This window comes from Rhodococcus sp. ACT016 (genome assembly GCF_050477185.1).
Classification (GTDB): domain Bacteria; phylum Actinomycetota; class Actinomycetes; order Mycobacteriales; family Mycobacteriaceae; genus Prescottella.
In genome coordinates, this window is sequence record NZ_JBEAET010000002.1 from 407,153 (window position 1) to 429,969 (window position 22,817).

Annotated in this window: 26 protein-coding genes; 17 read left to right on the forward strand and 9 right to left on the reverse strand. The window is 66.1% G+C overall.

Features of this window, described 5'->3' with window-relative positions:
* Nucleotides 1-5 precede the first annotated feature (5 nt).
* Entirely contained in the window at nucleotides 6-1,481 is a 1,476-nt protein-coding gene (locus tag ACQ5DX_RS28700; protein ID WP_430335461.1) for a 2-hydroxymuconic semialdehyde dehydrogenase, read from the reverse strand.
* 255 nt (nucleotides 1,482-1,736) lie between these two features.
* On the opposite strand from ACQ5DX_RS28700, the gene ACQ5DX_RS28705 reads away from it, so the two are divergent.
* The 6 genes from ACQ5DX_RS28705 to ACQ5DX_RS28730 all read left to right on the forward strand — a co-directional run bounded on the left by ACQ5DX_RS28705 (nucleotide 1,737) and on the right by ACQ5DX_RS28730 (nucleotide 6,899).
* Entirely contained in the window at nucleotides 1,737-2,915 is a 1,179-nt protein-coding gene (locus ACQ5DX_RS28705; protein ID WP_430336133.1) for an FAD-dependent oxidoreductase, read from the forward strand.
* On the forward strand, nucleotides 2,912-3,724 hold the full coding sequence (locus tag ACQ5DX_RS28710; RefSeq protein ID WP_430336134.1) for an alpha/beta fold hydrolase: 813 nt from the start codon (nucleotides 2,912-2,914) through the stop codon (nucleotides 3,722-3,724). Before ACQ5DX_RS28705 ends, ACQ5DX_RS28710 begins: the two co-directional genes overlap by 4 nt.
* A 208-nt stretch (nucleotides 3,725-3,932) precedes the next feature.
* Nucleotides 3,933-4,589: an alpha/beta hydrolase gene (locus ACQ5DX_RS28715; protein ID WP_430336135.1), complete on the forward strand. Its 657-nt coding sequence runs from the start codon at nucleotides 3,933-3,935 to the stop codon at nucleotides 4,587-4,589.
* A 36-nt stretch (nucleotides 4,590-4,625) separates the two neighbouring features.
* Nucleotides 4,626-5,879, forward strand: a complete 1,254-nt coding sequence (locus ACQ5DX_RS28720; protein ID WP_430336136.1) for an MFS transporter — start codon at nucleotides 4,626-4,628, stop codon at nucleotides 5,877-5,879.
* A gap of 152 nt (nucleotides 5,880-6,031) precedes the next feature.
* The gene (locus ACQ5DX_RS28725) at nucleotides 6,032-6,397 is read left to right on the forward strand and encodes an IS5 family transposase (RefSeq protein WP_430336338.1); all 366 of its coding nucleotides are present in this window, start codon (nucleotides 6,032-6,034) and stop codon (nucleotides 6,395-6,397) included.
* Nucleotides 6,327-6,899 carry an IS5 family transposase gene (locus tag ACQ5DX_RS28730; protein ID WP_430336137.1) on the forward strand — a complete coding sequence of 191 codons (573 nt, stop codon included), beginning with the start codon at nucleotides 6,327-6,329 and terminating at the stop codon, nucleotides 6,897-6,899. The genes ACQ5DX_RS28725 and ACQ5DX_RS28730 overlap by 71 nt, the downstream gene beginning before the upstream one ends.
* A 2-nt stretch (nucleotides 6,900-6,901) precedes the next feature.
* Here the strand turns inward: ACQ5DX_RS28730 and ACQ5DX_RS28735 are convergent, their stop codons facing one another.
* Nucleotides 6,902-7,333 carry a MepB family protein gene (locus tag ACQ5DX_RS28735; protein ID WP_430336138.1) on the reverse strand — a complete coding sequence of 144 codons (432 nt, stop codon included), beginning with the start codon at nucleotides 7,331-7,333 and terminating at the stop codon, nucleotides 6,902-6,904.
* An 83-nt stretch (nucleotides 7,334-7,416) separates the two neighbouring features.
* Here ACQ5DX_RS28735 and ACQ5DX_RS28740 point away from each other — a divergent pair, with 83 nt between their 5' ends.
* From ACQ5DX_RS28740 to ACQ5DX_RS28750, 3 genes are all read left to right on the forward strand, one after another.
* Nucleotides 7,417-7,797: an RNA polymerase sigma factor gene (locus tag ACQ5DX_RS28740; protein WP_430336139.1), complete on the forward strand. Its 381-nt coding sequence runs from the start codon at nucleotides 7,417-7,419 to the stop codon at nucleotides 7,795-7,797.
* 207 nt (nucleotides 7,798-8,004) lie between these two features.
* Complete coding sequence (locus ACQ5DX_RS28745; protein WP_430336140.1) at nucleotides 8,005-8,589, forward strand: hypothetical protein; 585 nt, start codon at nucleotides 8,005-8,007, stop codon at nucleotides 8,587-8,589.
* Entirely contained in the window at nucleotides 8,586-9,290 is a 705-nt protein-coding gene (locus ACQ5DX_RS28750) for a DUF6891 domain-containing protein (protein WP_430336141.1), read from the forward strand. The genes ACQ5DX_RS28745 and ACQ5DX_RS28750 overlap by 4 nt, the downstream gene beginning before the upstream one ends.
* Before the next feature lie 87 nt (nucleotides 9,291-9,377).
* On the opposite strand, the gene ACQ5DX_RS28755 is transcribed toward ACQ5DX_RS28750, so the two are convergent.
* The 5 genes from ACQ5DX_RS28755 to ACQ5DX_RS28775 all read right to left on the reverse strand — a co-directional run bounded on the left by ACQ5DX_RS28755 (nucleotide 9,378) and on the right by ACQ5DX_RS28775 (nucleotide 12,179).
* Nucleotides 9,378-9,662, reverse strand: a complete 285-nt coding sequence (locus ACQ5DX_RS28755; RefSeq protein WP_430336142.1) for a hypothetical protein — start codon at nucleotides 9,660-9,662, stop codon at nucleotides 9,378-9,380.
* A 50-nt stretch (nucleotides 9,663-9,712) separates the two neighbouring features.
* Nucleotides 9,713-10,741 carry a GmrSD restriction endonuclease domain-containing protein gene (locus tag ACQ5DX_RS28760; protein WP_430336143.1) on the reverse strand — a complete coding sequence of 343 codons (1,029 nt, stop codon included), beginning with the start codon at nucleotides 10,739-10,741 and terminating at the stop codon, nucleotides 9,713-9,715.
* A 147-nt stretch (nucleotides 10,742-10,888) separates the two neighbouring features.
* On the reverse strand, nucleotides 10,889-11,449 hold the full coding sequence (locus tag ACQ5DX_RS28765; protein WP_430336144.1) for a ribbon-helix-helix domain-containing protein: 561 nt from the start codon (nucleotides 11,447-11,449) through the stop codon (nucleotides 10,889-10,891).
* Nucleotides 11,446-11,640: a hypothetical protein gene (locus ACQ5DX_RS28770; RefSeq protein ID WP_430336145.1), complete on the reverse strand. Its 195-nt coding sequence runs from the start codon at nucleotides 11,638-11,640 to the stop codon at nucleotides 11,446-11,448. Before ACQ5DX_RS28770 ends, ACQ5DX_RS28765 begins: the two co-directional genes overlap by 4 nt.
* Nucleotides 11,637-12,179: an RNA polymerase sigma factor gene (locus tag ACQ5DX_RS28775; RefSeq protein WP_430336146.1), complete on the reverse strand. Its 543-nt coding sequence runs from the start codon at nucleotides 12,177-12,179 to the stop codon at nucleotides 11,637-11,639. The genes ACQ5DX_RS28770 and ACQ5DX_RS28775 overlap by 4 nt, the downstream gene beginning before the upstream one ends.
* 228 nt (nucleotides 12,180-12,407) lie before the next feature.
* Between ACQ5DX_RS28775 and ACQ5DX_RS28780 the strand changes: the two genes are divergently transcribed.
* Nucleotides 12,408-12,896 (forward strand): hypothetical protein, encoded by a 489-nt coding sequence (locus ACQ5DX_RS28780; protein WP_430336147.1) that lies wholly within the window; start codon nucleotides 12,408-12,410, stop codon nucleotides 12,894-12,896.
* A 189-nt stretch (nucleotides 12,897-13,085) separates the two neighbouring features.
* On the forward strand, nucleotides 13,086-14,078 hold the full coding sequence (locus tag ACQ5DX_RS28785) for a helicase associated domain-containing protein (RefSeq protein ID WP_430336148.1): 993 nt from the start codon (nucleotides 13,086-13,088) through the stop codon (nucleotides 14,076-14,078).
* 1,479 nt (nucleotides 14,079-15,557) lie between these two features.
* Here the strand turns inward: ACQ5DX_RS28785 and ACQ5DX_RS28790 are convergent.
* Nucleotides 15,558-15,890 carry a histone-like nucleoid-structuring protein Lsr2 gene (locus ACQ5DX_RS28790; RefSeq protein WP_430336149.1) on the reverse strand — a complete coding sequence of 111 codons (333 nt, stop codon included), beginning with the start codon at nucleotides 15,888-15,890 and terminating at the stop codon, nucleotides 15,558-15,560.
* A gap of 329 nt (nucleotides 15,891-16,219) precedes the next feature.
* A complete protein-coding gene (locus ACQ5DX_RS28795) occupies nucleotides 16,220-16,648 on the reverse strand; it encodes a hypothetical protein (RefSeq protein WP_430336150.1) in 429 nt (142 codons plus the stop codon).
* 877 nt (nucleotides 16,649-17,525) lie between these two features.
* Here ACQ5DX_RS28795 and ACQ5DX_RS28800 point away from each other — a divergent pair.
* From ACQ5DX_RS28800 to ACQ5DX_RS28825, 6 genes are all read left to right on the forward strand, one after another.
* Nucleotides 17,526-18,758 carry a hypothetical protein gene (locus ACQ5DX_RS28800; protein WP_430336151.1) on the forward strand — a complete coding sequence of 411 codons (1,233 nt, stop codon included), beginning with the start codon at nucleotides 17,526-17,528 and terminating at the stop codon, nucleotides 18,756-18,758.
* A 44-nt stretch (nucleotides 18,759-18,802) separates the two neighbouring features.
* Nucleotides 18,803-19,741, forward strand: a complete 939-nt coding sequence (locus tag ACQ5DX_RS28805) for a hypothetical protein (RefSeq protein WP_430336152.1) — start codon at nucleotides 18,803-18,805, stop codon at nucleotides 19,739-19,741.
* Nucleotides 19,738-21,405 (forward strand): cutinase family protein, encoded by a 1,668-nt coding sequence (locus tag ACQ5DX_RS28810; protein WP_430336153.1) that lies wholly within the window; start codon nucleotides 19,738-19,740, stop codon nucleotides 21,403-21,405. The genes ACQ5DX_RS28805 and ACQ5DX_RS28810 overlap by 4 nt, the downstream gene beginning before the upstream one ends.
* A gap of 67 nt (nucleotides 21,406-21,472) precedes the next feature.
* Complete coding sequence (locus tag ACQ5DX_RS28815; RefSeq protein ID WP_430336154.1) at nucleotides 21,473-22,129, forward strand: DUF6668 family protein; 657 nt, start codon at nucleotides 21,473-21,475, stop codon at nucleotides 22,127-22,129.
* A gap of 76 nt (nucleotides 22,130-22,205) precedes the next feature.
* Nucleotides 22,206-22,505, forward strand: coding sequence for a hypothetical protein (locus tag ACQ5DX_RS28820; RefSeq protein ID WP_430336155.1), 300 nt, complete (start codon nucleotides 22,206-22,208; stop codon nucleotides 22,503-22,505).
* A 1-nt stretch (nucleotide 22,506) separates the two neighbouring features.
* A complete protein-coding gene (locus ACQ5DX_RS28825; protein ID WP_430336156.1) occupies nucleotides 22,507-22,809 on the forward strand; it encodes a hypothetical protein in 303 nt (100 codons plus the stop codon).
* Nucleotides 22,810-22,817 lie beyond the last annotated feature (8 nt).

Consider the following 22,817-nt stretch of genomic DNA (forward strand, 5'->3'; position numbering starts at 1 on the left):
GTCGATCACAGCGCCACGCACACGTTCGTGGGCTCGGTGTAGAAGTGCAGCGACGACTCGCCGCCCTCGCGTCCGATTCCGGAGAGCCCGACCCCGCCGAACGGCGATCGCAGCTCACGCGTGAACCACGTGTTGACCCAAGAGATTCCGACGTTCATTTTCTGCGCCACGCGATGGCCGCGACGGAGGTCGTTGGTCCACACCGCCGCGGCGAGACCATACTTGGTGTCGTTCGCCAGCGCGATGGCCTCCTCCTCGGTGTCGAACGGCACCAGCGCGGCGACCGGGCCGAAGATCTCCTCCCGGAGTACCGGGTCCTCGTTGGTCAGCCCCGTCCACAGCGTCGGCTGGATCCAGGACCCGTACGCGAACTTCTCACCGAGATCGGGGATTCCGCCGCCGGTGAGGACCTTCGCGCCGGACTGCTCCGCCATCCGGAAGAAGCTGAGCACCTTCTCGCGGTGCGCCTGCGAGATCAGCGGACCGGTGGTGGTCGAACCGTCGGTGGGGTCACCCAGACGCAACTGCTCGGCACGCTCGGCCAGACCGGTCGCGACGTCGTCGAAGATCGAGCGGTGCACGTACACCCGCTCGGTGCACAGGCACACCTGCCCGGTGTTGGTGAACACCGACTTGGTGAGTCCGGTGAGCGCCTCGTCGAGGTCGACGTCGTCGAACACGATCGCCGCGTTCTTGCCGCCCAGCTCGAAGGACACCGGACGCACCCGGGGCGCAACGGTTTTCATCACGTGCGATCCGGTCGCGGACGAGCCCGTGAAGGTGACGCCGTCGATGCCCGGGTGGGTGGTCAGGTACTCGCCGGCGGAATTGCCGCCGAAGCCGTGCACGACGTTGTAGACACCCGCCGGCAGACCGACCTCCGCGAGCACCTCCGCGAGCAGGGTCGCCGTCGCAGGGGTCTCCTCGCTGGGCTTGACGACCACTGCATTGCCGCACGCCAGCGCGGGTGCGACCTTCCACGTGAGCAGCAGCAGCGGCAGGTTCCACGGCACGATGACCGCGACCACGCCGAGCGGTTTGCGCACCGCGTAGTTCAGCGCCTGCCGGCCGCCGGGCAGGTCGGTCATGAACGATTCCTGACCGGCCGCGGACACGATGTCGGCGAAGGTCCGGAAGTTCGTGAGCGCGCGGGCGACGTCGAGCTCGCGCGCCTGGGTGATCGGTTTGCCGGTGTCCGCCATCTCGGCCGCGACGAACTCCTCGAAGCGTTCCTCGATCCGGTCCGCGGCGCGGCGCAGGAGCGCGGCACGGTCCCGGACCGGGGTGTCGGCCCAGCCGCCGTCGAGCGCACGACGCGCCGAGGTCACTGCGCGGTCGACCAGAGCCTGGTCGGCCTCGTGCACCTGCGCGAGCACGCGACCGGTCGCCGGATCGATCCGGTCGAAGCCGCGCTGGGGATCGGGATCGACGAATTCGCCGTCGACGAAGTTACGGATCCAGCCGTCGAGGGATGAAGTCATGGATCAATGGTCGAGCCCCGATCCATACCGAACAAATACCAAAATGGGTGTCGCTGATAGCGATATCTGCATACCGGCTCGTCGACACTCCCAGTCTCACACCTTCGACGGGACAGACGAATTCGTCCGTCATCTCGAAACGGCTATATCGGCATGCAGGAATCGCATTCGACAGGCATGTGGTGCGGACCACAGGATATGAGTGTCGTACGGGCGCCGGGACGTGGCGTCTGAAACACCGGGAGGTCTCTGACCGTGGCAAGAACGAGAACTGCAGAGGTGGTGGGAGCCGGCATCGGCGGATTGACCGCTGCGACGGCCCTCGCCCAGCGCGGGTGGAAGGTGCGCCTGCACGAGCGCAACGAGGAGATCCGCGCGATCGGAGCCGGCATCTACGTGTGGGGGAACGGGCTCGCGTCCCTCGAGGCGCTCGGTCTCTACGACGACGCCGTGGTCGGCGCCCACATTGGCCCTTCGCTCGAGAGTCGCGACCATCACGGCCGGACCGTCGAACGCATCGACATCAACGGGCCGGGCCAGCCGCGAGTGAAGACGATCATGCGTGACCGACTCATCGGCGCGCTGGTCGACGGAGCAGTCCGTGCCGGGGTCGACATCGTCACGGGTTCGGAGATCACGTCGGTCGACCCTTCGGGTTCGGTGGTCGACTCCGCTGGCTCGACCGTCCACGCCGATCTCGTTGTCGCCGCTGACGGCGTCAACTCGAAGATCCGCGATGCGTTCGATCTTGTCGAAGAGCGCGTCCGGATGCGCCAGGGCGCAATACGCTTGACCGTTCCACGTTCTGAAGCCTTCGTCGCCCCGGAGGACGCCGGTCGCTACCTCGAGTTCTTCTCCGGACGGCGCCGGATCCTCTACACACCCAGCAGTGCCACAACGCTGTACGTCGCATTGGTCGCGGACACGGACGACCGCCCGGCGACGCAGGTTCCGGTCGACATCGAGACCTGGGCGCGCAGCTTTCCACAGTTGGAAACGCTCGTGCACAGTCTCGCCGACATCCCGGCGCGCTGGGACACCTTCGAGTTCATCAAGTTGAAGTCGTGGTCGGTGGGCAATGTCGCGATTCTCGGCGACGCGGCACACGCCCAGCCGCCGTACCTCGGGCAAGGAGGCGGCTGCGCCATGATGAATGCACTCGGCCTCGCCGACACCGTCACCTTGAATCCCGGCTCCGTGGCGGATGCCTTGCGCACGTGGGAGTCCCGCGAACGACCCACCATCGAGCACACCCAGCGCTGGTCGTATGGGCTTCGACTCCTCAACAACATTCCCGATGCTGCGCGATCACCCCTCTTGTCCGCCGGCGGCCGGATCCACCGACTCGGACGTTCGCGACTCCGCGCGGCCATGACCACACCGACCGGCTACGACCGGTTCGCCGACATCAGCCAGCACCGGAAGGAAGCATGATGCCCACCAAAATGGAGTCTCTCGTCGTCGCAGGAAACAGCATTTCCTATGACCAGCACGGAGATGCCGCGCGACCTGCGGTCGTCCTGCTCACCGGTTGGTGCCAGGATCACCGCCTCTTCGACCCGTTGGTTCCGTTGCTCGCAGACGACTACTACGTCGTTCGGATCGACTGGCGCGGCCACGGCGACGACCGCACACCGGTAGCCGACTTTGGGCCCGTCGAGCAGGCATCCGACGCTCTCGCCGTCATCGACTCACTGGGAATCGACCGATTCTTGCCGGTGTCGACTTCCCACGGCGGATGGGCGAACTTGGAGCTGACGGAAAGAGTCGGCACGGCAAGGGTTCCCGCGTCCATCGTCATCGACTGGCTGATGACATCTGCGACGCCGGAGTTCCTCCAGAACCTCGCGGCCAGCCGTGGGTCCGACTGGGTCCAGGCGCAGCGCGAGCTCTTCGACATCTGGCTCGACGGCAGCGACAACGAGCTGGTCCGGAACCACCTCGACAACGAGATGGCCGCCTTCGACCACGAGATGTGGGCTCGTTCTTGCGATGTCATCGCCGAGGCCTACGGCAAGTGGGGTTCACCACTACAGCGCATGGAGAAGATCCCCGGCGAGCGAAAGATCCGGCACCTGTTCTCGCAGCCGACCGCGGCGGAGTACATCGGAGCCCAGGAGGACTTCCACCGAACCCACCCGTGGTTCTCGTACAAGCTGATGGGCGGCGAGACGCACTTCCCCACACTCGACTCCCCCATGCACGTTGCCGACGAGATTCGCTCGATGATCCGTTCCGTCTAGCCGAGTTCCCGATGTCCGATCCTGATATCGACCGCGCATACAACGTCCGAAACACAGTCAGCGTCGAACAGTTCGATTCGATTATGGCCGAATACCGTTCGCGGTCCGATGGGGCCATCGCCGGTCTCGACGGGTTCCGCGACATCGAGTACGACCCCCGAGCGGACAGCGACTGGACGTGTGGGGCGTAAGCGCAGAGCCGCGCCCAGTGTTCGTCGTGATCCACGGCGGATACTGGCGCGCCCTGTCGCGGCACGACACCGCCTTCATGGCCCGAACACTCGAAGGCAAAGGAATCGCCACCGTCACAGTCGATTACGGTCTGGCACCGACAACTCGACTGGAGGAGATCGTCCGCCAGGTACGCACAGCGGTCGCCTGGGTCCATCGTCACGGCCCCGACTACGGATTGGACAGCAACCGAATCGTCGTCGGGGGTAGTTCGGCCGGAGGACATCTCACTGCATCGACGATGATGTCGGATTGGCAGCCCGAGCTCGGGCTGCCACTCGATGTTGTCAAGGCCGCCCTGCCGGTCAGCGGGCTCTTCGATGTCCGTCCATTGGTCGATTCGTTCGCCAACGAGTGGCTCTCTCTCGATCCATCCACTGCCGCTCACCTGAGTCCCCTGCTCCGAGCAGGGGACTCAGGCCCTCGGGCCGTCATCGCAGTAGCCGAACACGACGGCACTGGATTCCTCGATCAGAGCCGTGAATTCCACTCGATATGGGAAAAGCACTCGCCGAGTGAACTTCTCATAGTTCCTGACCGAAACCATTACGACGTCTTCCTCGACCTGTCGGATCCGAAGTCGTCGCTGACCTCAGCTCTAGTACGTCTCGTTCACAGCATCGGAGGAGCGTAGCCACCCTCCGTCTCACATCTCCCCTTAGGACGTCACATGCCCCTCGAAGCGTCTGTACGCCCGGAATCGACGGACTCTCCGTCGACGAAGTGGTTCATGCTCGCGATCGTCACCGCCGGACTCATCGTCATGACGATCAACTGGTTCAACATCGCAACCGGGTTCGGGCCTATCAGCGATGAGTTCGACCTGTCGATCGCGTCGGTCGCGCTGCTCATCTCGGTGTTCGTGGCGGCCTACGGATTGATGCACGTCCCCGGCGGATTCCTCGCCACTCGATGGGGTCTGCGCCGCACGATCGCATTAGGTCTGGCGATCGAAGGTGTCGGGGCCCTGCTGTCGGCCGGCGCCCAGAACTACGTGCAGCTCATGGTGACGCGAGTCGTCTGCGGTGTCGGTGCCTCGATTTTCGCGGCCGTCGGCATCGGCGCGGTGAGCATATGGTTTCGACACAAGCACCATGCTCTCGCACTGGGCATCTCGTCCGCCGGGTTCAGCGTCGGCACCGCCCTGGGCCTGTACGCGTGGGGCGAGATCACGCAAGCGACCTCCTGGCGAACTTCACTGGTGATCGGCGCGGCCGCGTGCCTCGGCGTCGCCCTCGTCAGCGCGATCTGGTTCCGCGTCCCGAGCGGCATCGGCACACTCGACGGCGTCGACATCACCCGAGAAGGACTCAAGCAAGCGCTCGGCAACCGGGACGTGTGGCGGTTCGGCATCTCGTTCCTGGGCGGGTATGGCGCCTATGTCGGTGGAAGTCAACTGATTTCGGTCTACGGCGAGGATCGAGGAATTCCGGGATATCAGATCGCCCTGGCCGCGTTCGTGATCGGCATCGCCGGCGTACCTGGCAGTCTCATCGGAGGCTGGCTTGCCGACCACTACTTCGCGGCCCGCAAGCTGTTCGTCGTGGGCGCTGTCCTACTCGGCGTCTTCCTGATCGTCGTACCACTCGGCGGCCCGGCCACGTTCTGGGTGCCCGCGTTCGGGATCGGCTTCATGTTCAACTTCACCTTCGCCGTGTGGCAGACGATTCCCGGCGACACCCCGTCGATCGCGCCGGAGCAGATCGGCACAGCAATCGGTCTCATGCTGACCGTTTCGGCGATCGGCGGATTCGTGATGCCGTGGGCGTTCGGCCTTATCGCGCCGAACATCGGCTACGGCCTCGCATGGGCGTTCATGGGCATCGCGTCGATCGCCTGTGCCACGATCGCCTTGCTGCGAACTCAGGTACCGCGCCAAAGTCCCGACCTGAGCACTCGAATCACGGCTTCTCAGCAAGCATAAGGAGGCTGTAGTCACTCAAGGGGCACCACTTTCATGATGTGCCCTGCAAGGATTCGGAGCCAGTGCCAACGACTGCGAACTCCGCGACTAGGGCGTGTTTCTAAACCTGTTTGAGTGCCGCGCGGGAGATTCTGGATGTCGTGTCGCGTGATGTGATCTCGGATGAAGTGTGGGCTGTGATCGGGCCGTTGTTCCCGACGGTGAAGTCGACGGGTCGACCGCTGGTGGATCGGCGCACGGTAGTTGAGGCGACGGTATGGCGGTTCCGGACCGGTGCGCCCTGGCGGGACGTGCCGGAGAGGTTCGGGAACTGGAATACGATCTACAGGAACTTCAACCGCTGGTCCGAGCAGGGCGTGTGGGCTCGGGTTTTGGAGCGGGTGCAGTCCCTCGCGCAACGGTCCGGCGACCTGAACTGGATCGCTTCGATCGACTCCACGATTGTCCGTGTACACCAGCACGGCGCGACCCTGCCGCGCAGCACAGGGGGCTCTGTCGAACTACAAGAAGTTTGGTGACGAGCCATCCGATCACGCGATCGGACGCTCCCGGGGCGGCCTGACGACGAAGAACCACCTGGTCTGCGACGGGAAAGGTCGCGCCCTCGCTTTCGTCCTCACCCCCGGGCAGGCCGCCGACACCAGAATGATGGCGACCACGCTCGAGCAGATCCAGGTGTCCGCCGGACAGGGCCGCCCCCGGACCAGACCAGATCGGGCGATGGCTGACAAAGGGTACCCGTCAGAAGCGAACCGAGCATGGCTGCGCGAGCGTGGGATCGCCGCGACGATCCCCGAAAGAGACGACCAGATCACGCACCGCCGTAAGAAGCCGGGTCGCCCCATCGACTTCGGCGACACACAGCGCGGCCGCTACCGCGGCCGTAGCGTCGTGGAACGTTGCTTCAACAAGCTCAAGCAATGGCGAGGCATCGCGATGCGCTCAGACAAGACAGCCCGCAACTACCACGCCGGCCTCTGCCTCGCCGCAACCCTCCACTGGCTCACCAGCACGGCGTGATCTCAGTACTCCTGGAACGCGGACGCCTGAGCACGTTGCGTGGCCGTGGCCTGAGTGTTCAACCCCGTGCACCAGCTCGGATACACCCGAAACCCGCGCTTCCCCGGACGGCTCCCTGAGGTGATGCCGAGCTCGGCGAGATGCGCGCCGGTGAACCGAAACACGCCCCGTCGGCCCTGTTGTTCTACGAAGACGCACAGGCCCGCGGCGAGATCGTCATCGCTGAAGGGCATCGTCGTTCCGCCCGAGTCCCGCTGCCAGAAGGCGACAAAAGCACCCGGCTTGGTCGGGGTGATTCGCGCAGTCCGGATATGCCACATCTCGTCGCCGATCTGGGCAACGCCCGACTCGTAGTCGCTGTTCTGCATCTCCGGAGTCACCGCAACAGCCATCCCCAGCTCGGCCGCATAAGTCTCAAACGCACTGAATTGCACACGGCCAAGCTATCTGACCTATACAGATGGGCTGAGGGAGCGCTCCTGGTCGCACCTTTAGCAACACGGCCTAGACGGTATGGGTGACCGCCGGCGTTGAGCTGGGGGTTGCGGGCCGGGACCTCACTCACCCATGTTCGTGGGTTACCGAGCAGGAAGCGCCCTGCCCGGTCTTTCCGACAGTGGTGGGAGGCCCCGGTGTTTACCGAGCGTACGAGCGTAGGACTGGACGTGCACGCACGTTCGACGACCGGATCACGACCGCCGACGCAGTCCAGCACGCCCTGGGACAACTCCCCGAGGACTTCCGCGTCGCCATCGTCCTCGCCGAGTTCGCCGACCTCCCGTACGCCGACATCGCAGAACACCAACAGGTCTCCGTCGCCACCGTGAAAACCCGCATCCACCGCGCGCGACGACAATTGGCAGACATCCTCGCACCAGTCCACGTCCCACAGCCTTAGACCTGTTCCACTCCTCACCGCCACCACCGCCGCAGCCAGACCTACTTTCAACGCGCCTGACTGCTGTAACCACACCTCGTCGAATCGGGAGTTCATTGCATGCCCGTGCTCGGACACGTCGCTCGCGGCCGTATCGGAACCGCTGTCGCAGCAACGGCTGCGGCCACCGTGCTCGTCGGATGCTCGTCGGCCTCCTCGGACGACAAGGTGACGTTCGGCACCGAGGAGCGCCCGGCCTACACCGACCAGTTCACGGTCGGCTCGGCGACATTGGCCGCCCGCCTGCCCGAAGGCGCCCGGGTCTTTCAGCTCGATGGAGACGAGGCCCGCTCGCTCGGCCGCCCTGATGGCTCAGCCGTCATCGTGTCGTGGCCCAGACATGACCTGTCCTCCGTGTCATCGTTCACCGGCATTCCTTTCCAGTCCTCGATCGGGGACCTGGCGTACTTCACCGAATCGGTTCGCCTGGAACTGTGGCCGATCGACTGCACGACGTTCGACGATTTCCAGGGCAAGGACGACGCAGCGGACGAGACAAGCTCACTCAACGGCCAGCCGTTCTCCTACACCCGCTTCGAGATGCCGGATCCAAAGCCGATTCACGCCGGTCGCGGCAGGTGGGTAGATCCCGACCTGAACACCTTCTACGCGCTCAAACTTGGTGAGCAACCGTGCAGCGCGGTGATGGCGAAGGAGTCGTACATGACAACCAGCGACCCGAACTCGCTCAAGGGCTTCGGATACCGGCTGTTCGTCGAGGGCGACGGCACAGTCACGTCCTCCAGCCAGTGAGGCTCCCCTGGCGGCGCATACCTGAGCCGTCACTCACCCCAGCAGACGTCGCTGAGATCCGTGAGGAGGCGCGCGTTCTCGTCGTTCCCGGCTTCGCGACCTTCGACGAGGTGTGCGAGACAGCGCGCGGCTGCGTCGACGGCGCCCACGAGAACACGGCCCTGGGGAGGAAGGTCGACGCGCTCGTGCGTCAGGTGTGGAACGAGCGCCGGGACGAACAGAAGCAGTGGACGACACCGGGCGACTACATGCGGGTGGCCGCGGCGTTCGCGGACCTCGAGCAGCGCGGGATCCTCGCGCGGATGAACTTCACCTGCTGCGTCAAGTGCGGCACCGTCGAGATCGACGAGGAACGCACCCCGGCCGACCCGCCGATGGACGGCTGGTGCCCGTGGAAGCAGTGGGCGTACACGTTCTTCCACATGCAGGACGCCGAACGCCTCGGCGACGAGCCCGCCGACCTGCTGCTGTCCTACAGCTCTTTCCGACCGGCCCCGGACACCGACCCGGCTCTCATCGCGGCCGCCTGCTCCGGCGACCGGGTAGCCGAACAGGAGATGGTCGCCTACACAGACGGCGTCGTCGGTCGCACCGTCGTCGACGCACTCCGGTCGCGGGGCCTGACCGTGGACTGGAACGGCGACACCAGCCACCGCATCTGCGTCACCGACGTCGTCTGGCGAAAACCACTCCCCGACTGACAGCGTCACCGACCTCCGTAGGCAGATTTCGCTGTTGGGCGACAAGACACTTCACCCACTCGGCAGTCCCACACAGCGAAGACTCGGCTAGTCGAGTGGCGCTGGCTGGTAGTCGCCGTATAGGCCGTGGTCTTCGCCGGCGAGGTACTGCTGGTGTTGTTCATCGGCGCGGGCGGCGAGGGCCGCGTTGTCGGCACGCTCCTTGGTCGAGCGCTCTTGGTGCCGGGTTAGCGCAGTCGTGATGCCCACGTACGCACCCCACAGCACCACGCACACAGCAGCGAACCCAAGGATCCACTTCCAGTAGGCGAAAACCAGGCCGAGCACGATCAGGATCGCGATCCCGCCAGCCTTACTGTTGCTCTTCACCACTACCTCTCATCCCACGGCTTCCGATGCTCCCAGCGCCCAGGCTCGTGAACCTATTCGCAGGCGACGCCGTCGCCGTCACGGTCGAGCTTGCTGCTGTATCCCGGCTGACCGCGGTAGATGGGTGCGGCGCCGGCCGCCCGCGCTGCTGCGCAGTTCGCGTAGTAGGCACTGCCTCCACTCGGTGCCGGTGCCGGAGCGACGACGGGCGCGGGAGCGGGGGACGGAGCCGGGGTGCGCACGATCGGCGGCGGAGCGAGCGTCGTCGACTGCGCCACCGGAGCAGGTGCCGGCGACGGCGCGGTGCCGCCGCAATCAGCCAACACTCGTGCGATCGCGTCCTTCTCGGCCTCGGTCACCCACAACTGGTAGGCAGCCTTCACCTCGACCTGGCGGGACACATACGTGCACCGGTAGGCCTTGTTCGGCGGCAACCACGTCGCGGCGTCACCATCGGACTTCTGACCGTTCGTCGGCCCATCGACTGCCTGCAGGTTGCGGGGATCGTTCGCGAGGTTGCGGCGTGTGGCCTCGTCGAGCTGCTGGGCACCCTTCTGCCACGCATCCGACAGGGCAACAACGTGGTCGATCTGCACGGCGTTCGAGGTGCCTTCACCGCGGGTGAACGCGATCATCCGACCGGTGTAGGCGTCGGCGAGGGTGCCGGTGAGCACGGTGCAGTTGTTCGATCCCGGCTTGATGGTGATGTCCGTCAGGTCCCGCTTCAGAATGTCGTTGCGGGTGTCGCAACCGTTGTGACCGCCCTCGACGGTCACGTCATCAGTCCAGGCCTGACCGAACAGCGTGCGGTCGTAGCCGGTCTTCGGGGCGCGGCCCTTCACCGGGAGCGTTTCGAGTGCGGCGAGCGCCGCGGTGCTGTCGTGCGCGGACAGTTCGTTCACCACGACCGCTGTCGTCGCAAGAGTGGTCGTGGCCGGGGCGGACGAGGTCACGCTGGTGGTCAGCACGGACAGAGTTTTGCTGTCCTCGCAGCCGGTTACAGCGAGAACGGTGGTGGTGGCGGCCGCGGCGATCAGCCAGGTCCGGGCACAACGGTGCCGGAGGGTGGGCAGGGCGGACATCAGCGTTCCTTCTCGAAGCAGCAGGAAGGCACACCGAGCCAGCCCCCCCAAGCGGATGGATGGCGCCTACCCCGGCATCGACGCGAACAGCCTGTCTACCAGGCGGCACCGACAGCAGCGGCAGGAGCCCCGTCGTGGCACCGGTCGTCATGACCAACGCCCAGATCCAGGCTTCTCCCCCGATCGCAGTCGTTCGGCCTGTCGCCGGCGGCCGCGTCTGATCAGCCTGTCTCGGCTGGCTTCTCCCTGGAAGAGCTCGTCGGTGAGGGCTGCTTCGATGTCGAACGGGGTTCCGGCGAGCCGGAGTTGGGCGAGGTCGACGAGGAATAGGTCGACGGCGATCCGGATCAGCTCGCCCCGGTTGGCGCCGAGTCTCCGCGCGAGGTCCGCCAGATGGTGGGCGGTTTCCTCGTCGAGGTGCATGTTCATCTGCACCGGGAATCGCGGCCGGGTGACACTGTTGCGTGCGCGTTCCTCGACGAGGGAAGGCAACCCGGCCTGGTCGGTGAGGAGACGACGAATCGCCACCCGGATCACCCCGCTGCGGTGGCGTGTCCCGAAAGGCTCGGCGATCGCGATCAGCGCGCGGTTCGCATCCTCGGAGAAAAAGACGCCGATCGGGGGGCCGACGGACCAGCGGCCCATCTGGGTTGGCCACTCGTCGACCGGAAGATCGCAGGCATCCTCCCAATCTTCGTGAGCGGTCATGCCTGGTCCCGGTCCTGCCCGCTCTCGGCGTCGCGAGCGCGGACGGCGTTGTAATCGTCGAGCACGTAGTCGACGGCTCTAGTCGGGATCCGCACGTCGGGGCCGACGGACTCTCGTATGCGACGGCGGACATCGGCGAGCATCTCGAGCTCGCGCCGCAGCTGCTCCTCGTCGGGCAGGTCTGAGGTCACCGTGTCGCCCCTATCCCCTGCATGGGGGTGAGCAACGTGATCATCTGCGTGCGGGCCCGGTTGATACGGGTCGCGACCGTCGCGACGGGAACGCCTTCGTGAGCGGCGATGTCGGCGTCGGGAAACTCGGCGAACTCCCGCAGCACGATCGCGACCCGGAAGTCCGCGGGCAGCGTGCCCAGGACGCGGCACTCGGCGTCCACATCGGCGACCCGGTCCCCGGTCAGCGCGGCGGGGTATTCGAGTCCGATGACGTCGAAATCGTCGACGACGGCGGACTCGCGCCTACGGATCACTGCCAGGGACGCGTTCGCAGCGATCCGGCACAGCCACGCCGAGACCTTCGCGTCGCCGCGGAACTTGTGCGGGTTCTGCCACGCAGAGGTCAGGGTGACTTGCACGGCTTGTTCCGCGTCTTCATGGTTTCCGCTGATACGGAGACAGATTGACCACAGGCGGCGACGGTAGCGGCCGACCAGTTCCGCGAACGCGGTTCCGTCCCCCAGCTGGCTCAACGCCAGCAATTCCCCATCAGTCACGTCTGGATCCCCCCAGGATCTTTTCGATCGGCTCGAATCAGCCGCCCGGCAGTGTATCCGGCGACGAGAAAAGGCTCCCCGCCCAGGTTCGGTCGCGGCGCCTTCCCTCAACCATCCCTCGAGCGGCAGCACCTGCTGGACAGTGAACCCGCCACCTACTCGAGGTGCGGCTCGTGCTGTGCAACGATGCGATGTCCCTTTCCGCGCGAGTGATCCGAGATGGGTTCGATGAGACTCCGAGTACCACTGACCGTGGCAGCCCTACTGCTCACCGCCGGCTGCAGCAACGCCATCGACGGACACGCCATCGGTATCGACCCCGCGACCACAACGGCCGCGACCACGACCACGACGCCCGCCACTCCGTCGCCGGCTGCACCTGAGCCCGAGCCCGAGCCCGTCATCGAAACCACAACGCCACCACCCGCGCACACCACCGAGCAGACAACCGAAGAGACCTACGAGCCCCCTTCCGTTTCTGCTGTGACGGTCGGTCAACCCTGCTCCTCCCCCAGCGCCGTCGGCACCGACGTCAACACCGGCAAGGACATCGTCTGCGTCTACACCGGTGGCGGCGGAAACGTCTGGGTCAACAGCATCCCCATCGTCGGTGTCAACAACGTCGGTGATCCCTGCGACTCGTCGGCGACCGCATCCCAGACCCCCGCCGGTAAGGCGATCATGTGCGTGAACGGGCAATGGACCTACGGACCGTAGTGGTACGAGCGTCGGCAAAGCCGCGGTCAGCGGCGCAGCAAGGACATCCCGATCTCGGCCCGCACCTCGCGGCACGTGGAGACCATGTGCACGACAGCGTTCTCGTGCACCTGTGATCGTGTGGTCCAGGGGTGTAGCAGGATTCGCAGCGTCGTGGGACGACAGCATTGACGGATACAGGGTGGGGAGATGAACGACGAGCGAGATGCCAGATCACGAGCGGCGGTATGGGCGAACGCGATCGAGCACCTCGAACAGTTCGCCGCCGAGCGCGGCCACCTACGTATTGCCGCCGGGTACGTGTGTAGCGATGGCATGCGGCTCGGCGCCTGGGTCAACAGCCGCCGCGCCGAACGCCGCCGCGGCACCCCCACACTCACCGACGAGCGAATCGCCCAACTCGACAACCTCGGATTCGTGTGGGACCCGCCGCGAGGACGCACCATCGACGAGTTCGCCGAGCAGTGGGTAGCCGGGATCGAGCACATCGAGCAGTACGTGACCGAGCAGGGACACGCCCGGGTCCCGTCCGCGTGGGTGTGCGAAGACGGATTCCGGCTCGGCCGATGGGCGAGCGGCCGGCGCAGCGAGCGCCGCCACAACGCCCCCGCCCTGACCTCGGACCGGATCGCACAACTCGACGATCTCGGCTTCGACTGGGGCACCGCCGATACCCGCCCCAAGCGCCACTCGGACCAGTGGGACGCCGGCATCGACCACCTCGCACAGTTCATCGCCGAACATGGCCACGCACGCGTCCCCAACGGCTGGACCAGCACCGACGGCTTCCACCTCGGCGTGTGGGTGACGAACAAGCGCGCCGACTTCCACCACGGCAGGCCATCGCTGACCAGCGACCGGATCGACACACTCGACACCCTCGGATTTCACTGGGGCACAGCCGGGACGAAGACCTTCCCCGTTGTCTCCCGGCCGCCGACGCAGTGGGACAACGCCGTCCACCACCTCACACAGTTCGTCGCCGACCACGGCCACGCACGCGTCCCCCAGAAATGGGTCTCGCCCGACGGATTCAAACTCGGGGCGTGGGCGGGCCGACGACGACACGAGCGCCGCGCCGGCACACCGACCCTGACACCCGAGCGGATCGCGCAACTCGACAACCTCGGATTTGAGTGGGAGCCACCACGCGGGCCCCGGCGTGCTCACTCCAACCCCTGAACCGGAGCGGCTCTTCATCGCGCTAGTGTCGGTCGCCGAGATGACGATGGTCCCGAGACACGAGCCAGTCTCGGCGACAGGAGCCGAAGTACCTGGACCATTCACTGTCCTCAAGGTTGTGATCGACTTATCAGGATCCGAAAGGAGATCCTGCGCTGCCGTTCGAGGTTGACTCGGTGATCGTCACTGATCCGGAGTCGAATTCGAATCAGCGTCGACGCCGGTGAAGGCCGCTGTTACCCCGAACGCTCCGGCGGCGGTGAACGTCTGGGAGGGCTGCGATCCCGTTGACGACCGCCACCGGTGCCCCGACGTTTGTGGTGCCGACCTCGAACTGCACCATCGCGGTCGCGTCCGCCTGGGCGACAGCTGCGAGGAAGGCATCCGACGCGGAAACGCCACGACAGCGAACATCCCTGGGGCATCGCTACCCTCTGACAAAGTCTTGGGTCGTCAGTGTTTGGGGCCGATGCGGGTGTGGCGCCGCAAGGGTATAGAGGCAATTGAAATGTGATGAGCCGCACAGAATTCGGGTTATCGCCGCTGGAACCCTATCGCCGTATACGGTTTGACCGTTATGTCAGACTATGAAAAGGGGGCGCAACGAGTGCGTATGTCGTGTGGAGTCAAGAAGATGGTCGTTGGGGGCGCGATTGCTGCGGTCGGAGCCCTGGCGTTGCCGTCGACAGCGTCGGCGGCTTCGGGACTGGCGCCGGCCATCATGGCAGTGTCCGCGACGTCCGATGCAATCCATGTCGAATTGACGAACCCTAACTCGTACGGGCTGTGCAATCTCATGGTCTTCGTCGATAATGCCGAGGGGAAGCAAGTTTTCCCTCGGAACCTGACGGACCTCAATTTGGCCGCAGCCCCGTGAGACGAAGTACTTCGATATCGAGGTTCCGGCCGGTGACTATGACGTGGAGTCGCAGTGCTTCGCGTTCGGGGAAGCTGCAGTGTCGACGGGTGTGGTTAAGGTGAGCGTCAAGCCTGCCGGCCCCCTCGCCAGCCTGGGGAGCTCCACGGGATCCCTCGGCAGCCTTGGGATTTCGACGGGATCCCTCGGCAGCTGATCCCGCTGGACTGGACTTTGCGGCCAGCCTTTGCGTCGACATGAAGGCGAGCGTCGGGGCGTCCGCAGACCGTCCCTCACCGAGCCAGCGTTCGATCAAGCGTCGCCACGATCCGATCAGGTCCGTTCCTTCCGACCTCCCCGTGCGCTGTCATGACTAGTTCGCACAGCAGCTTTCCTGCGGAGAATCCGACCGGGAATACAGCCAGCCAGTGAACACCGAGACTTCAACACCCTAAAGACAGAAGAATTACCAAGTCGTGCGACGCCACGAGCGACGCGGAGTCGAATACCCAAACCCCCACCGCTTTCGCAGTAGCGATTGTACAACAACAAGATTCGGCCGACGACCCGTCCAACGGTGCAGCGTTCCGATCGGCCGGGCATGTATCAGAACGGGCGGGACGTCAGTTCGCCGCCGCGTACGCTTCCGTGATGTCCGCGGCGATACGGCCACGAGCAGAGACGGAGTAGCCGTTCGCCACGGCCCACTCCCGGATCCGCGAGGCCTCGGCGCCGTTGGACGTTGGCCTGGCCGACTTAACCGTCTTCCGGCGGCGGACACGGGTGGCGTACTTGATGTAGTAGTCCAACTTCCGGTGGAACTCGGTAGCGTTCTTGTCGTTGAGATCGATGCTGTACTCGACACCGTTGACCGCGAAGCTGATGGTCTCGCCACCAACATCGATCGGCTCCCCATCGAGATCATCGATCAACTCGACTACAAACTTCTGCGCCACCTGAATTCTCCTTAGGTAGTGACGAGCAGGGCACCAGCCAAAGGCTCGGAGCTGAAGCCAAACAGCCACCCGCGAACACGCCGATAGCCAGATCTCCCAAAGTACCCAGGACCTCCCCTCGCTCAAAACCGCTCGTCGTTCGGGTGGAGGGGGTGACATGATCCTGCCGTTCATGACGCTGGCGTTCGTGATATCGACTCCGCCAGGCGGCTCGCACCACTCGTCAGGCTGGATGCAGAGTCTCGCGATATCCGGGCCTTGACGCGTCTGGGGACTGGCGCGGAATCTGTTCGGGGCAGCGGCTCCGACGGCCCTGCAGGCGTAGTTGACTACGCGTGTTTTGCGGGGGGCAGGGAGTTCAGCAGGTCGATCAGGGAGTCGATCACATCGTCTGTGAGGACACCGTTCTCGCCGCGCGGTGCGCCACGTGCCGCAGTCTTCGTGACACCTGCCCGTTCGAGAGCGAGAGCGAGAGCGACACGTCGGTCTATGTCGTCCGCGGTGAGTGTCTGTCCTTCGATCGGCGTCGGTGTTCCTCCGTTGAGGGCTGCCGCTGCGCTGCCCGGCTCCCACCGGAGGGCTTGGTCGAGCTTGGCTAGCGTCGTGAGGCTTGCCGCGGGCGGGGTCCCGTGCTCGATCTTCGTCTGGCGCTTATCGGACGGCCCGCCGGCCAAAGTCACTTGGTCCTGCGTCATGCCGAGCCCGAGACGTCGCTTTCGCACGATCCTGCCAAATCGCTCAAGCTTCGCCCTATCCATACCGTTCAGTCTACTATCTTGGCGAATCTGGGAGGAGTCTTCTGGGAGATTCCAAAGAAAAGGCGCTGTTCATGCGATGTCGCATGATGCGACGCCCCTTTGCGCCTACCTTAGAAGTCGCTTAGGATTCGCCTGTGCAAAAGAATCGGACCGTCCCGTTATCGCTGGAGGTAGGGGGATCCTGGTGGCGGGGCGGCCATCACGGAGGCGCACGCGGGAGACGTGTCCTGATGCTTTCGGGGGCGCCGACGCCTACCCACGCGTGGTTGTCGAGCGCGGCAGAGGGGCGTTCGGCAACCTCATTCGTCAGCCGAGCCGGACCGAGTTCGACGGAGATGAGCTCTGTGGTCGAGATTGCAAGTCTTCCCGACTCGTGACGGCTGGGGTATACCGGCAAACGCACGACGGGCGACCAGGTAAGGCCGATCCAGTTTGATCAGAACGACGTCTTTCATCGAGACGCCCCGGGCCTCAGTTACGTTCGTGCGGGTTCCACATGCGATGTGGCCGGTCTCCCACTACTGCACGAGCCCGGATTCACGTAGGGCTTTGAGCCTATGCGGACGCACTAGTCCTTCAAACATTCGGAGACTCAGCCGGCCGATCTTTCCGCGAGCTTAGAACTTTCGGCGACTCAGGCTGCGGTCGTGTCATGCGACTGCCCACCCGTCGGTTACTTCGTGCCTCGATGGCCTTGGTTTAGACCTCCTCGCGCTGGAACAGCCAGCGCGCGAACCACATTGCGCGCGCGGTCGGTTCCTCGCGGCCACCAGACAGGCAGCTCTGGACCCTGGCCCACCCATCTGTCTGGTGGTCGCACCACCACATTCGTTTGGCTTCTCGTCTCGTTCAGTAATCAGCAGTGAAGGGAAATCACATGAAGCAGCAGGCCCCTGGCGGTCGTCATCGTCGTCGGCCGGACCATGCCACAGTCGCTGTCGCGGTTCCGCTCGCGATATCGATCGCGTGCGCTGGTGCAGGTGTCGCGCAGGCCGCGCCGTCTCAGCCCGGTGTGACGGTCGATGAGGGTCAGCCCGGCGTGAGCGCACCCAGCGGCGACCAGCCTGGCGTCACCCCGGCTCCAGCTCCGGCTCCCGAGCGTGAGTACGTGCCTGGCTATACGCCGCAGTACGCGCAGGCGCCGTCGAAGCCGGTCTACAACTACAACTACGGCAACGATGCGAACTACTCGGGCGGCGGCCAGGGCTACTACTCGGGCTACAGCAACAACTACGCCGGATACAGCGCGCCGGTCTACAGCGCGCCTGCGCCCGTTGAGGATCCGGCCGTGGTCGCGGTCGTCGAGGCGCCGGTGAAGAAGGTGCGTCTGGGCGACTACATCGCCGATCAGACGGACCTGCTGCCCGAGAACCAGTGGAACCAGATCAATAACACCGCCGCGGACCTCGAGGCAGGCTTCGGCCAGTTCTGGCGCTCGTCCGGTGTCGACGCGGCGCGCGCTGACCGCATCGCGGCCGCGTCGGTCGCCACGGGCGCCGCTGGCGCTGTGATCGGTGCAGGGATCGGTGCCATTCCTGGCGCGCTGCTCGGCGGCACGATCGGCGGCAACGTGGGCCTGGGCATGGGCGGTTTCGTGTCCCTTCCGCTCAATGCCATTCCGATTCCGGGGCTTCCGACAACTGTGATCGTGCCGACCACGGTCGCCGGCACTGCCGTCGGTGCAGCTGCCGGTGCTGCGGTGGGCGCGGCGGTTCTGGCTGTCCCGTTCGCGGCAGCTGGTGTCGCCGTCGGCGCCGCGACCGGTGCGGGTGATCCGCTCGACGAGCCGCACGTGGTCGAGCTGCCGAGCAAGCCGCGCGCTGATCAGGAAGCGATCGCCGAGCAGACCCGTCAGGTCGTCTCGCAGGTCGAGGCCCTGCTGGGCGGCGACGTCGTGGTCGATGCGGTCCGCACTGCCGCTGTCGAGGTCCCGAAGCTCGCAACTCAGGCGGACAAGGCCGTTCGCGGCGTCGTCACTGCGCAGCCCGGCGGCGACGAGGCGGCCGCGGCGTTCGACTCGTTCGTCGCTGACGTCGCTCCGTTCGCGTCGATCCTCGGTGACGCCATCGGTGAGACCGGCCTCGCGATCAACACGGGCCTGACGGCCTGAGCCGCCGCTCCGCTCACATCGTTCACGACAGGGAGGCCACCAGAGTGGGTAGCAACGACGACTGGTTCTCCGAGCCGCTGACTAGCGGCGAAGCCGAGGACAACACCTCGACACCGCCGTTGTCGGTGGTCGCCGATCAGTCCAGTGCCGACGATTCGACCAGCGTCGACGATTGGTTCGCCGAGCCGGCGTCGGCCGATGGGAGCGGAGCGACCGAGGTCCTCTTCGATCACGCCGTCGTCGCGGACGACGACCTCGCGCAGTGGGTTTCGGGTCAGCTGGAGGCGCAGTCTCCCGCGCCCTCCGCTGCGGGCGAGGATCCCGAGCTGGATTGGGCGGCCGGGGCCAGCGCGCCGACCGTCCCGATCCGTCAGGAGCGTGCGCCTCTCGGGGCGCCGCCGTCGCAGCCACGCTTCCCCTGGCTGCGACGGCGGCGCGGTGCGGTGGCCGTCGCTGTTTCTGCCGGTGTCCTGGTTATTGGTGGCCCGTCGGCGGTGATCGCGGTCGTCGGTTCGGCGTCGCCGGACGAAGTCACTCCGATCTCCTCGCTGGTCACCGAATCAACCAGCTCCGCACCGCAGCCCGAGGCCGCACCCGCCGCTCTCGAAACCCCCTGGTGCGCAGGCCGGACCGGTGGTCATCCGGTCGCGCTCGACTCTGCGGATCCGGGTCTGGCTGCCATCGCCGGGTTCGAGAACGCCTACTACGTCGATCGTGACGGATTCCGGGCGCGCAGGTTCGTCGCCGAGAACGCGCGGGTCGGCTCCGCCGAGCGGATCGGTCAGGGCATCGCGCAGATCCCGGTCGGCACCGAGCACTGCGTGCTGGCGTCGCGGGTCAGCAACGGGGTGTACGCCGTCGATCTGTTCGAGCGCCGTCCCGACACGACGTCCGAGCACTACCGCCAGACGATCACCACCGCGCCGGCTCCGCATGGCGCGGTCATCACCGCGATCAGTTCACGAGAGGGGCAGGGAGCATGAATCCACTACGCCGGGGGGCGTCGATTGCGGCCGTGACCACGGTCGCGGTGCTGGCCGCAACCAGCACCGGAGCGGCAGCCGCCGCCGCCCAGTCGACGACCACCGCCGCTGCCGAGTCGAGCAACTGCGCTCCTCTGCACCTGGTGATCGCGAACGGCACCACCCAGTCGAGCGAGCACGCCGCCCCCGACCAGGACGGCGGATTCGGCTCGGGCATCGCGATTCCCGCGATGCTCGCCGCGAACTCCGGCAGCAAGAACCCGCTGCTCGAGCGCACGTACATCTCGTACTCGGCGAGCTTCGGCGGCAAGCCGGGTGACCAGTCGAAGGCCACCTACGAGAAGTCGGTCGCCCAGGGCATCACCAACACGAAGTCGGAGCTCGCGCGCATCGCGAAAGAGTGCCCGAGCCAGAAGGTGTTCCTGACCGGTCACTCTCAGGGCGGCCAGGTGATGAGCGCCCTCGCCCGCGAGATCGGTGCGGGCCGTGGCCCGATCCCCGCTGACCGGGTGGCCGGCGTCGCGTTGTTCTCCGATCCCACTCGCACGGTGGGCTCGCCGATCTTCGGCTCGACGTCGCAGACCTCGCCCGCAGCGGTGCCCGGGTCGAAGGGCACCGAGGTCGCCAAGGTGCAGATCGCGGCGATCGAGGCCCCCGATGGTGGTGGCATCGCCCCGAATACGGCGTCGACGGACTCGTTCGGGTCGCTGCGCTCGCGCACCGCGTCGTTCTGCGCTGCCGGTGACGTCTCGTGCGATACCCCGGCCGATGCGCCGCTGGCGCGGATGGTCGCCAACATCGGCGGCCAGTCGATCCTGGATCCGCAGGACCCGGTCGGCATCGTGACCACCATCGGCACAGCGCTGGGACAGTCCGTCCTCTACACGGGCGCCTCGGTCGTCAACGACAACATCGACTTCAACTCCGCCTCGGGCACATTCCAGGTCAAGCAGTCGAAGTCCACCGTTCTGGGCCGAATGGTCCGCTACAGCGATCCGAAGAACCAGAAGGAAGGCGTGGGCGAGTCGATCACGGCGCTGACGAAGATCGCGGGCATGGGCATCGGCGCGGCCGTGACCACCGCCAAGGACCTGCTCTCCCCCGCGTCGATCGTGCAGATCGCCGCGGCCGGTGTCGCCGGACCGCAGGCCGCGCTCGCGGTGCTCGGTGCTCGGTTCGCGCAGGCCGCGGTGAAGCTGGTGCCCCCGGTCACCATCGAGAACACCGTCAAGCTGGCGTTCAACGAGATTCAGCGCGACGTCACCGACAACAAGGGCCTGTTCCGGATGGCGGTCGACACCTCCTACTGGCAGACCGTCGAGAAGCACGGCGGCTCCTACGAGACTGCGCCGACGGGCACGACCGGTGAGAGCGCGGTCGAGCTGACGAAGAACTGGGTCGTCGCGGCCGCGCAGGACATCGCAGGCTCGAAGTCCTCCTCGTCGACGACTGCTGCGACGACGGCCCCGAAGTCGGTGCCGGTGTACGCCCCGCGCAGCCAGCAGCCGCTGTCCGCGTCGACGATCCTCGCCTCGAACTCGACCGGCGCGACCTCGACCGCCACCAGCACGACAACGACGACGGCGGAGCCGACGGCCGCGACCACTGCGACGACGCCGAGCACCACCGAGACCACGGTCGCGGTGCAGCCCGGCCTGAATTGAGCAGGTGGGGGCACACCTTCGGGTGTGCCCCCACCGCTGACCCGCTTTGTGGTGGTGACACCACCACATGAACGACGAAGGGATGGACGAGATGTCGGTGCCGATCGCCCGCGACAGCAACGAGCAGCAGGCCCTGAGCGAGTTCCGCCCGGCCGGGCTCAAGCTCCCCTCCATCGAGGAGCAGGCCCCGGTGTGGGACGTGGCGATCTCGCAGGAGCAGCCGCATCCGGCGTTCTGGCTGCTCGGCGCCCACGGCGGCGCCGGGGTGTCGACGCTCGCGCAGTCCTGGGCGCCGGCTGCCGACGCGCAGCGCGGCTGGCCCGCCGAGGACCGCTACGCGAACGTCGTCGTCGTTGCCCGCACCCACCGCACCGGACTGACTGCCGCGCACGCACTTCTGCGGCAGGCTGCGGGCGGGCTGACCGGCGGCTGCACCCTGCTGGGACTGGTCATCGTCCCTGACCAGGACGGCAAACTGCCCGCCACGTTGCGCCGTCAGGTCGAGGTCGTCGAGGGTCTCGCACCGCAGGTGTGGCGGGTGCCGTTCGTGCCGGTGTTCCGGACCCTGACCCACGAGCAGATGCCGGTGTGGTCACCGCGCGATGCACCCGCCGAAGCCGCGAAGCGTTTCGCGCGGCCCGACGCGTCCGAAGTCATCCATCCCGAGATCGCCGAGATCGGTCGGCAGATCTTCGAGGCCGCCCGCGCTGCGGTCGCCCGCTAACCCCTTACCCCACACAGAACTTCCGCCCGGCGACGGGCGGATACCGAGTTATGCCCGCACAACGAAAGGGAACACCATGTTCGCGGCCCTGAGCACCGCCTACCACGCCAGCACCGTCGAGGTCCTCGCCCAGATCGGCGACGTCAAGCCCGCCGCTCCTCCCGGCTCCGAGCGCTTCCTGATGATCATGTCCTGGGTCATCTGGGGCGCGGTGATCTTCTGCATCGTCGGCCTGGTCATCGCGGGCGCGATGCTCGCCTACCAGCGGATGCAGGGCGGTGGCGGCGACGCTCAGATGAAGATCGTCGGCGCGATGGTCGGCGCGGTCATCATCGGCTTGGCCGGCACGCTCGTCAACACACTCGTGATGCCGTGACGTGGCGATGCTGACCTCGATCCTCGCGCAAGACGACACCCCGGCCCCCTCGCCGGGGATTCCGCAGGAGCGGCTGCTCGTCCCGAACCAGGTCTGGGATCCGCTGATGCAGGTCCTGAGCTACGTCCTGTGGGCGGGCACCGCGCTCTGCGTCGTCGCGCTCGTGATCTGTGGAGCTGTCCTGGTCAACCAGCGCAAATCCACTGGCACGCAGGTCGTCGAGGACGCGACCTTGGTCCGAATCCTCGTCTGCGCGGCCGTCATCGGCTCCGCCACGACCATCGCCAACACCATTCTTCTCTAGGGGGCTTT

What these genes read in the sequence shown, in the direction of transcription:
- ACQ5DX_RS28765 (WP_430336144.1), bottom strand. Translation starts at nt 11,449, where the DNA reads ATGACCGCTCACGAAGATTGGGAGGATGCCTGCGATCTTCCGGTCGAC.
- ACQ5DX_RS28815 (WP_430336154.1), top strand. Translation starts at nt 21,473, where the DNA reads ATGAACGACGAAGGGATGGACGAGATGTCGGTGCCGATCGCCCGCGAC.
- ACQ5DX_RS28710 (WP_430336134.1), top strand. Translation starts at nt 2,912, where the DNA reads ATGATGCCCACCAAAATGGAGTCTCTCGTCGTCGCAGGAAACAGCATT.
- ACQ5DX_RS28810 (WP_430336153.1), top strand. Translation starts at nt 19,738, where the DNA reads ATGAATCCACTACGCCGGGGGGCGTCGATTGCGGCCGTGACCACGGTC.
- ACQ5DX_RS28800 (WP_430336151.1), top strand. Translation starts at nt 17,526, where the DNA reads ATGAAGCAGCAGGCCCCTGGCGGTCGTCATCGTCGTCGGCCGGACCAT.
- ACQ5DX_RS28760 (WP_430336143.1), bottom strand. Translation starts at nt 10,741, where the DNA reads ATGTCCGCCCTGCCCACCCTCCGGCACCGTTGTGCCCGGACCTGGCTG.
- ACQ5DX_RS28785 (WP_430336148.1), top strand. Translation starts at nt 13,086, where the DNA reads ATGAACGACGAGCGAGATGCCAGATCACGAGCGGCGGTATGGGCGAAC.
- ACQ5DX_RS28720 (WP_430336136.1), top strand. Translation starts at nt 4,626, where the DNA reads ATGCCCCTCGAAGCGTCTGTACGCCCGGAATCGACGGACTCTCCGTCG.
- ACQ5DX_RS28795 (WP_430336150.1), bottom strand. Translation starts at nt 16,648, where the DNA reads ATGGATAGGGCGAAGCTTGAGCGATTTGGCAGGATCGTGCGAAAGCGA.
- ACQ5DX_RS28700 (WP_430335461.1), bottom strand. Translation starts at nt 1,481, where the DNA reads ATGACTTCATCCCTCGACGGCTGGATCCGTAACTTCGTCGACGGCGAA.
- ACQ5DX_RS28820 (WP_430336155.1), top strand. Translation starts at nt 22,206, where the DNA reads ATGTTCGCGGCCCTGAGCACCGCCTACCACGCCAGCACCGTCGAGGTC.
- ACQ5DX_RS28780 (WP_430336147.1), top strand. Translation starts at nt 12,408, where the DNA reads ATGAGACTCCGAGTACCACTGACCGTGGCAGCCCTACTGCTCACCGCC.